At 43.9% G+C, this 14,289-nt stretch carries 14 protein-coding genes; 9 read left to right on the top strand and 5 right to left on the bottom strand.

Annotated features, from left to right (window positions below; all coding sequences use genetic code 11):
* The first annotated feature begins 14 nt into the window (after nucleotides 1-14).
* From AB8P72_RS11290 to AB8P72_RS11315, 6 genes are all read left to right on the top strand, one after another.
* A complete protein-coding gene (locus AB8P72_RS11290; RefSeq protein ID WP_068403530.1) occupies nucleotides 15-737 on the top strand; it encodes a response regulator transcription factor in 723 nt (240 codons plus the stop codon).
* 106 nt (nucleotides 738-843) lie between these two features.
* Entirely contained in the window at nucleotides 844-2,988 is a 2,145-nt protein-coding gene (locus tag AB8P72_RS11295) for an ATP-binding protein (RefSeq protein ID WP_193032138.1), read from the top strand.
* A gap of 198 nt (nucleotides 2,989-3,186) precedes the next feature.
* Complete coding sequence (locus AB8P72_RS11300) at nucleotides 3,187-3,957, top strand: methionine ABC transporter ATP-binding protein (protein ID WP_068403535.1); 771 nt, start codon at nucleotides 3,187-3,189, stop codon at nucleotides 3,955-3,957.
* 17 nt (nucleotides 3,958-3,974) lie between these two features.
* On the top strand, nucleotides 3,975-4,661 hold the full coding sequence (locus AB8P72_RS11305) for a methionine ABC transporter permease (RefSeq protein WP_068403538.1): 687 nt from the start codon (nucleotides 3,975-3,977) through the stop codon (nucleotides 4,659-4,661).
* A 269-nt stretch (nucleotides 4,662-4,930) separates the two neighbouring features.
* Nucleotides 4,931-5,926, top strand: a complete 996-nt coding sequence (locus AB8P72_RS11310) for a MetQ/NlpA family ABC transporter substrate-binding protein (protein WP_193032133.1) — start codon at nucleotides 4,931-4,933, stop codon at nucleotides 5,924-5,926.
* Nucleotides 5,927-6,304: 378 nt separating this feature from the next.
* Complete coding sequence (locus AB8P72_RS11315; RefSeq protein ID WP_068403543.1) at nucleotides 6,305-7,153, top strand: aldo/keto reductase; 849 nt, start codon at nucleotides 6,305-6,307, stop codon at nucleotides 7,151-7,153.
* A gap of 119 nt (nucleotides 7,154-7,272) precedes the next feature.
* Here the strand turns inward: AB8P72_RS11315 and ccmE are convergent, their stop codons facing one another.
* The 5 genes from ccmE to ccmA all read right to left on the bottom strand — a co-directional run bounded on the left by ccmE (nucleotide 7,273) and on the right by ccmA (nucleotide 10,911).
* Nucleotides 7,273-7,773, bottom strand: coding sequence for a cytochrome c maturation protein CcmE (gene ccmE / locus AB8P72_RS11320; RefSeq protein ID WP_068403544.1), 501 nt, complete (start codon nucleotides 7,771-7,773; stop codon nucleotides 7,273-7,275).
* A gap of 256 nt (nucleotides 7,774-8,029) precedes the next feature.
* The gene (ccmD, locus tag AB8P72_RS11325; protein WP_191690311.1) at nucleotides 8,030-8,251 is read right to left on the bottom strand and encodes a heme exporter protein CcmD; all 222 of its coding nucleotides are present in this window, start codon (nucleotides 8,249-8,251) and stop codon (nucleotides 8,030-8,032) included.
* 48 nt (nucleotides 8,252-8,299) lie between these two features.
* Nucleotides 8,300-9,088, bottom strand: a complete 789-nt coding sequence (gene ccmC / locus AB8P72_RS11330) for a heme ABC transporter permease CcmC (protein WP_068403546.1) — start codon at nucleotides 9,086-9,088, stop codon at nucleotides 8,300-8,302.
* Between the two features lie 352 nt (nucleotides 9,089-9,440).
* Entirely contained in the window at nucleotides 9,441-10,097 is a 657-nt protein-coding gene (locus AB8P72_RS11335; RefSeq protein ID WP_193032151.1) for a heme exporter protein CcmB, read from the bottom strand.
* Nucleotides 10,098-10,281: 184 nt separating this feature from the next.
* The gene (ccmA, locus tag AB8P72_RS11340; protein ID WP_193032131.1) at nucleotides 10,282-10,911 is read right to left on the bottom strand and encodes a heme ABC exporter ATP-binding protein CcmA; all 630 of its coding nucleotides are present in this window, start codon (nucleotides 10,909-10,911) and stop codon (nucleotides 10,282-10,284) included.
* Nucleotides 10,912-11,045: 134 nt separating this feature from the next.
* On the opposite strand from ccmA, the gene AB8P72_RS11345 reads away from it, so the two are divergent.
* From AB8P72_RS11345 to AB8P72_RS11355, 3 genes are all read left to right on the top strand, one after another.
* Complete coding sequence (locus AB8P72_RS11345; protein ID WP_227514901.1) at nucleotides 11,046-12,098, top strand: hypothetical protein; 1,053 nt, start codon at nucleotides 11,046-11,048, stop codon at nucleotides 12,096-12,098.
* Nucleotides 12,099-12,166: 68 nt separating this feature from the next.
* Nucleotides 12,167-13,198 carry a YbjN domain-containing protein gene (locus AB8P72_RS11350; protein ID WP_369957763.1) on the top strand — a complete coding sequence of 344 codons (1,032 nt, stop codon included), beginning with the start codon at nucleotides 12,167-12,169 and terminating at the stop codon, nucleotides 13,196-13,198.
* Between the two features lie 131 nt (nucleotides 13,199-13,329).
* Nucleotides 13,330-14,247 (top strand): histone deacetylase, encoded by a 918-nt coding sequence (locus AB8P72_RS11355; RefSeq protein WP_068403550.1) that lies wholly within the window; start codon nucleotides 13,330-13,332, stop codon nucleotides 14,245-14,247.
* Nucleotides 14,248-14,289 lie beyond the last annotated feature (42 nt).

Consider the following 14,289-nt stretch of genomic DNA (forward strand, 5'->3'; position numbering starts at 1 on the left):
CTAGAGGAAAAATTATGAGTAAGCAAATTTTATTAATTGAAGACGATCCAGATTTAGCCGAATTAATCAGCGATTATCTGACCATGAACTATTATGATGTACATCATGCAGGACTAGGTCAAGAAGGTTTGGACTTGTTAGACGCTAAAGAGCGTGACATCGATTTGGTGGTGCTAGATTTGATGCTGCCTGATATGGATGGCATGCAAGTTTGCCAAAAGATACGTGGCAACAAAAACAACATGACCAATAAAGTGCCGATTATTATGCTAACGGCGAAAGGCGATACCACAGACCGTGTATTAGGTTTAGAGATGGGCGCCGATGATTATATTGCCAAACCCTTTGAGCCGCGCGAACTACTCGCGCGTATTCGTGCCGTCATTCGTCGTCATGAGCAGCCAAATCAAGCTGACAGCCAGTCAGATAGTTTAACGTTTGGGCGCCTAAGCGTTTTTCCTGACAGTCATGAAGTCACTATCGATGATCAACCAGTCCGTTTGACGACGCATCAATTTCAGCTGCTGCATTACTTTGCTACCCACTCGGGCAAAGTGTTAAACCGTGAGCAATTATGGCAAGCGATGCCAAACGATGATAGCTCGGATAATATTGATCGCGCCATTGACGTGCATATTTCGCGCTTGCGTGCGTTAATCGAAGACAATCCGCGCCAGCCAAAACGTATCATTACCGTACGCGGTGTGGGTTATCAATTCGCTACCGATCAGGTATAGTTAGCACATGCAATCAAACGCTATTAAACTAAGCCCGTATTGCGATAAACTTATTAAAATAAAATAAATAAAATGGTTATAAGCGTTTGATAATAGAGATGATTTAATGCAACAACTGGGTTTTCGTTCCGTATTTGCCAAACTATTTGCCAGTGTCATGCTGGCACTTATTTTATTTGCGGTAGCGATGGTGTTATTGACCCAGTTGGTACATGACAAAGACGCTGGTATTCGTTCAGAAATCTTAGCCACGCAAATTTTGGGTCAAGTCGACCCATTTTTGCATGAGCTAAATATTGCTGTCAGTAAAGACAACCGTTTACAAGCGCGCTTTATGCTAGCGGTGGTCAAGAAAAGCTTTGATATTTTTGATGAATCACTGCAAGCAAAAATGGGCCTATATGACAATGAAGGTCATTTGCTCATGCAAAGCGACAACAGCGATTTGCCATTAGAATTGCCTGCGCCGCCCTCGCTATTAGCGCGCGTCTTTCCCTCATTTGCCGAAACCTCCCCAACCAAGCAAGCCCAAGTTTATAGTAGCACCGGCTATACGCTATTATACGAATCACGCCTGCCGCCTAAAAAACCTGTCCTCTCTGCCGCCTTAAATTTATTTACTGGTACGCTATTGCTGCTGCTTATCATGGCAGGGGTGCTTTGGTGGATTGCGCGTACCATTACTTGGCGTATCAATCAGATGAGCCAACAAATGGCGCAATTGGGCGACGGCGACTTTACGGTGCGAGTCAATGCCCGCGGTAATGATGAGATTGCATCGCTTGCGCGCGGCTTTAACCAAGCAGCACAAAAAATTGAACACCTAATCAATGCCAATAACCTGCTATTGGCGCACGCCTCGCACGAGCTGCGTACGCCCATCACCCGTATTCGCTTACAGATTGAGATGATGGATATGCTGGCGGGTGCATTGCCGAGTGATACCAAAGAAAAATTTGATAAGCGTGCCCAAGCTATCAATCGCGATTTGTCTGGATTAAACGATTTGGTCGAGAGTATTTTGCTGGTCAGTCGTTTAGATGCTGGACACGCGCTACAACAAGTTGAGCATTTGGACTTATATGATTTAGTAAACCAAGAACGCCAGCATTATCCTCAAGCAACCTTGATTGGCGAGCATATCGTCATCGATGGTCAATCATCGATGCTGACCCACTTAATTCGTAACCTATTGACCAATGCTATGCTGCACGGCAAACCACCCGTTACGGTATTACTTTACGGCGTACAAACGCTAGATGAAGCCGACGCTATTCCAGATTATCTTTTGCAAACCATACTGTGTAGCAGCTTTGTCGATTATAACAGCCCAGACTTTGATTATGATGAAGAAGCGCCTGATAGCGACCATGCGCTTGAAACTGATCAAAACGCCCAGCAAAATGCTGATGCCACAATTACTAACGATAATATTGTTCCTAGCGATAATAAAGCCACCTCAACATCAACGTCGACAGAAGAAGCGTCGACCGCAGCGTTACTACCTGCGCCAGTGATTTATAAAAATGGTGAAAGCATCACTGTGGATGCTGAGATTGATGGCAATACGAATAGTGATAACAGCACAGATACTGATAAATCATCGACGGCAAAAACTATTGACTCATCTAATGAGCTAAACAATGACCTAAGTAGCACCACTGAGACCGAAGCCATTGTCGAGCCGTCGTTATTACTTACCTATCAGCGCTTTACTACCGACTTGACAGAAAAAATTAAAAAAGTTATTTGGCGCGCGGTTCCTGAACAACAAGAAACATCCATCGACGACATCGATGACAAGACTATCAATAAACAGATAGAAGAAGCGGATAAAAGCGTTAGTACTGAGAAGGATGACGCCAAAAGTGCCACCAAAGACCCTAATAAAGAAAACGTTAATAAAGAAAACGGCGACACGGCAAACGCTACCCGCAAAGAGGGCATATTTAGTAAACATCTCAAAAAGCCGAAAGCTGAGCCAATACGCCCGCTACCGAAATTTGCGGTGCTGGCGGTGATTGATGAAGGCGAAGGTATCCCTGAAAATAAACGCGAAGAAGTCTTTAGCCCCTTTGTACGCTTACAGCAAAAAAATAAAGGCTCGGGGCTTGGTTTGTCGTTGGTTGCCCAGATAGTTACGGCGCACCAAGGCCGTATCATTACAGATACCATTAATGGTCATACGCGATTTTTAGTGGTATTACCCGTCAAGCACGACCCTCATTATCAACATGACAGCCGTCACTAATCTCATCAGCTAACCAATCTACCGCCAAGATTATCTGTTAATCATGGATGTCCATATCCAAAACGCTGCATAATATGCTATATTAGCGCCCCTTATTATAGGGTTATTGAAGGTTGATTTTAATTTGCGCACAAATACGCAAAAGAGCCTGCAACCGCTTCATAGCCATTAAAATATTTATTAAATTTTGAGCATTCCATGAGTGACATGATTGTCTTAAACGATGTGACCAAAAGCTTTTTAAGCGACCGGTCTATAAAAGATAAAGACGGCAAGCCACATTGGTTTACTGCGGTTGAGCCGACATCTTTAACGGTAAAACAAGGCGAAATCTTTGGTTTAATGGGTTATTCGGGCGCGGGTAAGTCTACCTTATTACGCCTGATTAATTTACTTGAGCGCCCAGACTCAGGTCAAGTCATCATAGATGGTACCGATTTGACCACCTTATCGGCCAGTGACTTACGTATCGCCCGCCACAATATCGGTATGATTTTTCAGCAGTTTAACCTGATGTCTAACCGTACTGTCTATGATAATGTCGCCTTTAACTTAACGGTGGCAGGTTATCCGCGTGCCGATATTTATAAGCGTGTGATGGACTGCTTAGAAATCGTTGATTTGACTGACCGTGCTGGGCACTATCCTGCGCAGCTATCAGGCGGACAAAAACAGCGTGTTGGTATCGCCCGTGCGATCGCGCCGAGCCCAAAAGTATTATTGGCTGATGAGCCGACCAGTGCGCTTGATCCTTCAACCACGCGCAGCTTATTGACTTGTCTGCGTGATATTAATGAGCAGCTTGGCGTCACCATTGTCATCGTCACCCATGAGATGAGCGTCATTCGTAGGCTATGCGACCGCGCCGCATTGTTACATCAAGGGCAGTTGCTCGAGGTTGCCGATATCCGCGACGGTCTGATTCAGGCCACGACCCCGATTGGCAAAGGCTTGGTTCATGAAGATTAAGAGGCAGGAGAATAGACATGTTAACTGGTGCTGAATTATCCGCCTCATTGGACAAGCTGCTTGCGCTACGTAAAGAAATTTTGCAGGCGTTTGTAGATACCTTTATTATGCTAGGTATCTCAACGACGGTCGCCATCGTTATCGGCGGTCTGTTTGGAGTATTCTTGTTTTTATCCAGTGATCGGCAGTTTCTGCAAAATAAAACCTTGTATGGTGTCCTTGGTGCGATCACCAACTTTATGCGCGCCTTCCCGTTTGTGATTTTGATGATTGCCATGAGTCCTTTTACCAAAGCCATCGTTGGCACGGGTATTGGACCAATTGCCGCGTCACTAGTACTGGCGATTGCCGGTTCCTTTTACTTCGCACGCTTGGTCGAGCAAAATCTGCGCGAAGTACCACGCGGCATTATCGAAGCAACGGAATCTATGGGTGCCCGCCCCTTGACCATCATCAAAGTATTGCTTAATGAAGCGCGCTCAGGTTTGGTATTGTCCGTGACCATTTTATGTATCAGCTTACTGTCGTTTTCGGCGGCGGCGGGTATGATTGGTGGTGGGGGTTTGGGCGATTTGGCCATTCGTTACGGTTACTATCGCTATCAAACTGAGGTGATGGTCTTTATCGTCGTGATGCTATCGATTATGGTCATCGGTATTCAGGCATCTGGTAATTGGATAGCTACCCGTTTAGATAAACGTTAAGCCAAAGTTTTAGTCTTTACCCTCTCTATTATGGTGATTTCACCTTTTATTTTGAGAGGCAAAGACTGTTTAATATGAATAATACTCAAGGTTTAATGCCGATTCATCCTAAGCAAATGCTTGACTTTGTAACTGATTCCCTTTAATTTTGATACTATCTTAACAGCCTTTAACTTAGCAGCATTACTATTCATAATGTTGCTTTTTTAATGCGGATTTTTACTGTTGACATTTAATCCCTATTCCCTCCCCCTTATTAAGGAAGTTTCATGAAATTAACAGATATCAGCCGTCAACTCGCGACCGCATTGGCCACCGTTGGCGTATCAGGCCTTGTATTGGTCGGTTGTAATAACTCATCAGCACCAGAAGCTAGCAAAGAGCCAGTCACTGAAGGTGCTACTGAATCAACGACGACAGAAACGGCAGCGGGCAACGATATCGATCCTGAACATAGCAAGATTGTGATCGGTACCACTGAAGGCGATTTTGCTGATATGGTTCGTAACCAAGTAAAAGGCTCGTTAGAAGCGCAAGGCTATGAAGTTGAGCTGGTCACCTTTACTGATTATGTACGTCCAAACATTGCTTTAGCTGATGGCGATTTAGACATCAATATCTTCCAACATAAGCCTTATCTTGATACCTTTAAAAAAGAGAATAATCTTGATTTGGTTGAAGTCTTCCAAGTGCCAACTGCGCCACTTGGCATCTATACTGGTAAAAAGACCAAGCTTGACGAAGCCTACAAAGGCATGAGCGTTTCTGCGCCTAATGACCCAAGTAACTTTGCTCGTGCATTGGTCATGATGGATGAGCTTGGTTGGATTACCCTAAAAGACAACATCGATCCTCTGACCGCATCAAAAGCAGATATCGCTGATAACAGCAAGTACGACATCAAAATCATTGAGCTAGAAGCAGCCCAGCTGCCACGTGCGCGTGATGAAGTAGACTTTGCTGTTATCAATGGCAACTACGCAACCGATGCGGGTATTAAGCTGACTGAAGCGCTATTCCAAGAGCCAAGCTTTGCTTATGTCAACTGGTCTGCCATCAAAACTGCGGATAAAGATAAGAAATGGGTCAAAGACGTGACCAACGCTTATAACTCAGAGGCCTTTAAAAAGTATGCTCACGATAGCTTCCCAGGCTACAAATACCCAAAAATCTGGGGTGAGAACACAGCTACTGCTGCTGCAGCCCCTGCAACCGCTGCTCCTACAACAGATACTGCACCAGTTGCCGAAGCTGCTGCTCAATAGTTAATATTAACCATTGTAAAAACGATTAATTCGAATAAATAAAACGTTTTTACAGTTAAAATTGCCTTAATTTGAAAAAGCCCATTATTTTGAATAGTGGGCTTTTTTGCTCTTAAATTTTATTGAATGGGTACAATCAACGACTCGCAATGACGTTACAGCCTGTTTGTGGTTTGTAGGAAAGCGTCACTTACTCTTTCACTTAGCCTATTTTCTTTTTATAGTGGCTAAGCTTAATAGAGAATGTGCCTTAATATAAGCTTTGATTTAATAAAAATCGACGCTTAATAAAATCTAAGAAATTTATATGTCTGCTCAAATTCTCTATTAATAACGATAAGAACCATTAATAAATCACAAAAAAACAAGGATAATAATATGCGTGCTAAAACTTATAATATTCGCACCGCTGGACAAGCGAACATTCCGGTACTCGGACTGGGTACATGGCAATCAACGGGACAAGACTGTATCGATGTGGTCAGCCAGGGGCTACAAATGGGCTATGAGCATATTGATACTGCCCAAGCTTATGATAATGAAGTCGAGGTGGGAAAAGGCATTAAGCAATCAGGCGTCGCGCGTGATAAGTTCTTTTTAACGACGAAAATATTTCCTGATGACATGAAGTTTGAACCAGAAAAACTTATCGCTGCGGCCAAGCGCTCGCTAGAAAACTTAGATACTGATTATGTTGATTTACTGCTGCTGCATTGGCCTGATGATCGGGTGCCTTTGTCTGAAACGATGCCAGCGCTTTGCGAGCTACAAAAACAAGGGCTGACTCGTAATATTGGGGTATCTAACTTTAATATCGCCAATATTATCGAGGCTAAAAAATATGCTGATGTGCCGATTGCGGTTAATCAGGTTGAGTTTCATCCCTTTATTAAGCAAAACACCCTGCAGACTTTTTTAAACAATCACCATATTTTATTAGAAGCTTACTCGCCGCTTGCTCGTGGTGATGTGTTTGATAATGAAATCATTAAAGACATTGCTGATAAGCATGGGATTACACCAGCGCAAGTTTCACTAGCGTGGATTTTATCTGATAAGGCACGTATTGCCATTCCAAAAACCTCTAACCCCGACCATTTACAAGGCAACTTAGATGCTGTCAAGGTAACGCTCAGTGCGGATGAGCTTGAGAAAATCGGTAGCTTAGCGCGTAGCGATGGGCGTAAAATTAAGCATCCAGATTATTCACCAGAATGGGATGATTAGTAAGCTATAGTAATGTAAAAATGAAAATAAGCACAAAAAAGCCAGTGATAAAGGTCACTGGCTTTTTTTATGTTTAATACTTTTTACGATAACTATTAATAATTGTATTGTCAGCGTTGTTACTGCTGCAAAGTATCGGTCTTATGCACTTTTTCGGCAGGATTGTATTGCTCAGAAGAAGGTATGGCGCCGTTACGATTGTTTTCTTTCATCGATTTGGCCACTTCTGGCGGCATATAGTTTTCATCATGCTTGGCCAATACTTCGCCTGCGACAAAGGTATCACCTTGCATTTTACCCGTTGCTACCACGCCTGAGTTTTCAGCGAATAAATCAGGCAATATACCTTGATAGGTCACCGGCACGGTTGATTCAAAGTCGGTGATCGCAAACTCCACGCTTAACGGGTCGTCTGGCGCACGTTGGACACTACCGGCAACGACCATACCACCAGCGCGGATACGCTTATCCTGAGGCGCTTCACCTTGCGCAATGGCGGTGGCGTCAAAGTAGTAATCGGTCTGTTGCCCAATGGCATAAATCACCAATACCACGGCAATCGCCGCCCCTGCAAGCGTAAACATAACCCACATCAGTTTTTTGCGACGAACTGCGTTCATACCACTACCTCATTGATGAGTCGCTGTTCTACAAACCACTCGTCTGCAAAACAGAAAATATTAAAGAAATGCTTATTGGACTGACTTAATGATAAGCCCGTCTAACCGTACTTTTCTAATACCTATATGGTAGCATTTTTTGCCCAAATCAATAAGCCCCCCTAGCAACCGATGCGGTCATATATTTACCAGTAAGGCATTATTATTTGATAGGCTAAAAATTTGATATTAAAAAGAATTTTTTAAGAAGATTTGTTTAGGATGGTTGTTTGGTTTTAGAATTAGGGGTCTTGGCAGCGCGCTGTGCTTGACGAGCTTGCTGAATGGATAGCTGCTTGATAAGCGCTTGGCGTTGACGGCGGCTATAAATAATAAAAAACAGCATCACGCCAACCGTAATTGCCCAGCATGACCAGACAAACACGCCATGCTCACCCATGGCAACAAACTCAGAGACGCTATAAAAGTAAGGCTGCATTTTATTTCCCTAGCCGTTATTTGCTTGGTTTATGGTTGTATTTTAGGATTATTTATTTTGGCTACGAACGTATTCTTTGACCCATGCTTTGCCTTGGTCGCGATATAAAATCAGGGTATTGGTCCGATAAATGGCCAATGAAGCGACCAGTAAATAACTACCAATAATCATCAGTAGTAAGGGCAGCCACATATCTGCCGACATTTTTGGTGCCGCCGTCAGGGTAAAGGTTGAACCTTGGTGCAAGGTATTCCACCACTGCACTGAGTACTTGATAATAGGCAAATTCACCGCGCCAACGATAGACAAAATAGCCGCCGCTTTACCGCGATTGGCGGTATGTTCAAAGGCCGCAAACAACGCCATTACCCCAGCATACAAAAACGCCAAAATGAGCATAGACGTCAAGCGTGCATCCCAAACCCAATACGTCCCCCACGTCGGTTTTGCCCATATAGAACCTGTGAGTAAACTAATCACACAAAGCAAAAACCCCATCGGAGCCAGTGCCTGAGCTACAAGGCTTGCGGTCTTAATTTTCCATACCAGATAAATGACACCAAGTACCGCTAAGGCAAAATAAATAGAGATAGCGAGACTGGCAGCGGGTACATGGATGAAAATAATGCGATAGCTATTACCTTGCAGATAATCCGGCGGCGCAAATGCCAAGCCCCAAACGCTACCGATGAACAGACAGAGACCGGCTAATATCGCGAGCCACTTAACCCAAGGTGCAAAGATACGAAAAAACTGCTTAGTACCCACAGTGGTCAAAAAGACCTGCCAAATGCGTTGCCACAGGCTAGGAGATGAGACATTATTCAGGTTGGGCATGGGAATAAACCTATTGCGCAGCTGGTGATTATCGAGTAAAACGCATGATTCATACGCCTACCCGCTAACTTGCTGACGTTAAACGCTGGATAGAATCTACACGTGATTATTTGTTGAATAGCCTATTATAGCAAAGTTGCCAGTTTTCATCATGCTGTTAAGATAAAGGGCTTTCATCAGAAAAGGTATATAGTCGATACTAAATGAAAAGGATAGACAATACTATGCCGGGTGACTGGTGCAAATTTTTCTTGCTTGCTGTGCCTACGCCGACAGAGGCGACGAAAAATTTATCCCAGCCCCGCTGCCTCTTTTTAATATTGACCTGAATATAACATGCCAACATTAATTGTTAATTTAACCATGCCATTTTTAACGTCATTGCAATCACCCATGGCATCACCAGTATCGAAATGATGCTACCTGCTAATAATAACGCTAAAATCGGCAAGCCGTTGAGACCTGTGGCAAATAAATCAATCGCACCAGTAGCAAAAATCAATACCGGCAACTGCATCGGTAAGGCAATCAAAGGTACCAGCACCGCGCCGTTTTTTAGTGATAACGTCAAACTACTGGCGACTGCTGACAGCATGAGCAGCATCGGACTACCAGTAATAATAGACGCCATCAATATCCATGCCTCAAACCAGCTTAGCTGAAATAAAGGCACGGCGAGCAAACTTAATACTGCCACAATGCCGCTACTAAAAATCCAGTGAATAACCAAACGAATCAGCACCCATAATGGCAGCGATGCTTTAGCGACGACTAACTGCGCAAGCGTACCATTATCAAGCGCAGGCTTAAACAAGCCATCAACACCCATTACCAGTGACAGTAATGCCGCAATCCACACTGCCGATACGCCAAGGCGTTGTAATAAAGCAGGCTCGCTACCAACCGCTAGCGGAAACAAGGTGATAATCACTAGGAACAGTACCAAAGGATATAACCACTGCACCGCGCCTTGCTGCTTGACCTGCCATTCACGCCGCCAAAGCTGCATAAAACTGATACCGCGCACAGCAGCTGTATTAACATTTGAAGTATTAGCATCCGAGCTTGTATTCACGGTTTTTACTGCACTGTCAGTGTCTATCATTTATTGGCTCTTCCACTCATGCGTGTCGCACTTATATTGACGCTTGTTGCAGTTAGATTGATGTTCATGGCAGTTATATTGATAGCATTTACACCATATAATCGGACAAATCGAGCACTTGATTGGCAACGCCGACGGCTTGGTGACTGGTCATTAGTATCGCACCGCCAGCCGTAGCAAATTCGCGCAACCTATCTTCCATGCGTGCTACCATATCGACGTCAAGCGCGGTAAATGGCTCATCGAGTAGCCATAAAGGCGTGACCTCAGGCGTTAATAAATAAAGCCGTGCAAGGGTAATGCGCCGTGTTTGCCCCGCAGATAAATGGCTTGAGCTAATCGTTTCAAAACCCTGCAGCCCTACCCATGTAAGGGCGTCATCGATCTCAGCTGTACTTGGACTAATGCCATATAAATTAAGCAAAAAAGTGAGGTTTTGGGCGACGGTCAGGTTTGGATGAATGCCCAATTGATGCGATACATATAAAGGCTGCACGGGTAAGTTTGCTATCCCTTGATAAATAACCTCACCGCTTAGCACTGGCAATAACCCAGCTAATTGCATCAGTAGCGTCGTTTTACCCGTGCCATTAGCACCGACCAAGTGACAAATGCTACCCGCCGCCAGATTGAGCGTCACGCCTTCACATAAAGGAATTTCACCGCGCTGAACCGTTAGCTTATCAAGCGCAAGTAAAGCTGTATTCAGAGCCGTCATCCAAACCTCTCATTTATTTATTAAGCAGCAGGCAATATTCATCACAAACACCGCTGATGTTCGTGGCATAATACTTTATGCTTACTTCAACCCCACAGTATAACAAATTGTCGATTACTATGACCTCAAAACCTATGCAGACTTCAAAAGATAGCCAAAATTTAGACACTCAAAGTGCTACGAGCACCAACCTAACGCTCGACCGCTTAATCGAGGCGCAAGTTGCCTTTATGCAACAATGGCTGCATGCGCAAGCCCAGCCTTTAGCAACACAGGCTTGGCAGTGGTTTGGCGAGCAGCCATTGAGCAAATATATCAGTAGCGATGATTTGCAGCATCTTATTAATGACTGGTTTCTCAAGCAGCCGCTAAGCGAGGTAGTACGACGCGATATTCGTGATATTTTGCATACTATTATTTATCATCCGGTTAATGATAATGTGCCTTTATCAGAATTGGTCGATGACAGCCAAGTTGAGATCCTAGCCAGCTATGTCGGCAGTCATGAAGAGCAGCGTAATATCTTGGTGCATACGCTGGTTGGCAATGAAACCTTTGCTGATTTATTGACGCAAACGCTGTATCACGCTATCAACGATTTTATGGAATCCACGCTAGATAAAGCGGGCCCTGCTGGTAAACTGATGAAACTTGGGCGCAGCTCGTTTGAAAAAGCCACCAACCGCAATCTTGATGAAAAACTGCAGTCCTACCTGCATCGCAATATTAAAGATTTAACACGCCGAGCAGAAGCCAACGCCCAAGCGCATTTAACCAACGAAGAGGTTGCGCGCTTATTGGTCACCGGTTGGGGGCGTATCAAAGAAAAACCAATCAGCGAAATCCAAACCTATTTACGCGATGAGCCAAACGATAGCAGTATCGCGCATATTGAAAATAGTATTCAACAAAGCTACAACCGTCTGCGCCTATCGCCTTACTTGCACAGCCTTGTGGCAGCGAGCGTCGATACTTGGTATAGCAACCATCAGGCCGATAGCATAGCTACTATCGCGGCAAGTTTACACATCGATGAGCAGGCAATAACGCAATTGAGTACCGCCCTGCTCCCTGTCGTCACGGACGCTCTTGAAAGCTCATGGTTTACGGCGCATATAACAGAGATGCTGCAAGCGTTTTATGCGCAGCCTAGTATCAAAGCAGGACTGGTATTTGGCAGCAATTAATCTGCTGTTTTAGCGTACGGTTTTCTTTAAAATTTTATTATTCACCCTTTATTAGTCAGCTATTATCTATGAGCGAATCTTCTAAACTCAGCTTATGGCAAAGAATCAAGCAGTTGCTTAGTATGGCAACTGAACAGGCTACTATTGACGACACGAAGATTGATAACGACTTGGACTTGGACTTGGACTTGGACTCGGACTCGGACTTGAGTTCAGATTCAAGTCTGACAAAACAGGATAAAAACAACGCTTATCCTTCAAAAAATGAAAGAGATAGTATTCAAACTTATCCTAAAGACAGTGATAATAATGACAATGATGATACGGATATTATCGGCTCTAGCCCTGACTTAAACCATAATGTGAACCGTAACGCAAACCAGAGCGTTGATAGCCACTTTGATAATCACTTCGATGAGGTTATTTATAGCAGCCTTAGTAGCAATCTTGATAGTCGCTTAGATAGCAGCACTGACACTGATACTGATACTGATACTGACGCTTATTTTGATTTTGATAATGACATAGACAGCATGACGCAGCAAACTGCGCTGAATGACACCCCTATTGTCAATTATCTTAAGCAGTATTTCGACGATCAACAATGGCATTATAACCATTATCGACCTAAAAGCAGTGTCAGCGATAATAACGACAGCCAGCAATCACACTATTTGTCTTTTAGAATGCGCAATAAAAATCTTGATTGCGGCTACCTATTTCGCGTGCAAGAACATAACAACTTGCTAGCGGTCTATGGTGTTTTGCCGTTCTTAATACCCGAAAGCCATCAAAGCGCCGCCATGTTACTGATTACCCAAATTAATTACGACATGCTGATTGGCAATCTCGAAATGGATATCAATGATGGCGAAATACGCTACAAAAACGCCATCGATGTCGAAGCGGTCGGTATGGATGAAAGTACCATTGAGCACTTATTACAAAGTGTCATCGCGATGACCACGGTGACTTATGAGATATTTAGTGAATTGGTCAACAATCAAAATCCTGCTACAGAATTGCAAGATTTACTGATGGCGCTACATCGACAAGAGGATGCGCGCACCTTTTTCTTACCTACGCAGTTTGTTCAGTAATCCATTGCGCAAACTCAGTATTTGTCGCTCTTACAATTACTCACCAATCCTCTACTTTCAAAACGCTTAAACCTCTCTATTCTTTTACCTTCTATTCTTAAATTACTTTTTAAAAGACATACGTTAATACTATGCTAAAAATTGCTTACTCTGATATTTTTCGTTATTCCGTACCCGAAAAACACCGCTTCCCCATGCAAAAATATACGATGATTCCTGAGCGTTTACTGGCCGAAGGGACCATCACTAGCGATAATTTTTTTGCCCCAAAACGTCTGAGCGAAGAGGAGATTTTAACCACGCATACTGCGGACTATTGGCAGCAGCTTAAAACCCAAACCTTACCACGTAAAGAAGCGCGCGCCATTGGTTTTGAGATGACGCCAGAGTTGGTAGAGCGTGGTCGTTATATTGCCCATGCCACCTATGAATGTGCGTTATATGCGCAGCAATACGGCGTGGCGATGAACGTCGCGGGCGGCACTCACCATGCTTTTGCCGATCATGGCGAGGGGTTTTGTGTGTTTAATGATGTTTGTATCGCCAGCAATTTATTATTAAATCGTGGACAGGCACAACGAATCTTAATCGTGGATTTAGACGTGCATCAAGGTAATGGCAACGCCAGTATCATGGCGGATGAGCCGCGCGTTTTTGTCTTTAGTATGCATGGCGCAAAAAACTACCCGTTTCGCAAACAAGTATCAGACTTAGATATCGAGCTGGATAATGATACGGCTGATGCAGAATACTTACAGATATTAGAGGATACGCTGCCACGCTTAATCCATGAGTTTGCACCGGATATGATGTTCTATCAATCTGCGGTCGATGTGTTGGCAACCGATAAATTGGGCAAGCTTAGTCTGACGCTAGAGGGTTGTAAGGCGCGTGATGCGTTTGTCCTACAACAAGCTAAAGCGGCCAATATTCCCGTGGCTATCGTCATGGGCGGCGGCTATTCAGAAGATATTGAAGACGTGGTTGAGGCGCACTGTAATACGTTTCGTTTGGCACAGCAGCTGTTTTTTGCAGAATTGATTGATTAAGGTGTTACTTAGAAAAAGCCATGACCAAATAACGTAAGAAAA

Origin of the sequence: Psychrobacter sp. CLB018 (genome assembly GCF_041222815.1) — a bacterium.
GTDB lineage: Bacteria > Pseudomonadota > Gammaproteobacteria > Pseudomonadales > Moraxellaceae > Psychrobacter > Psychrobacter faecalis.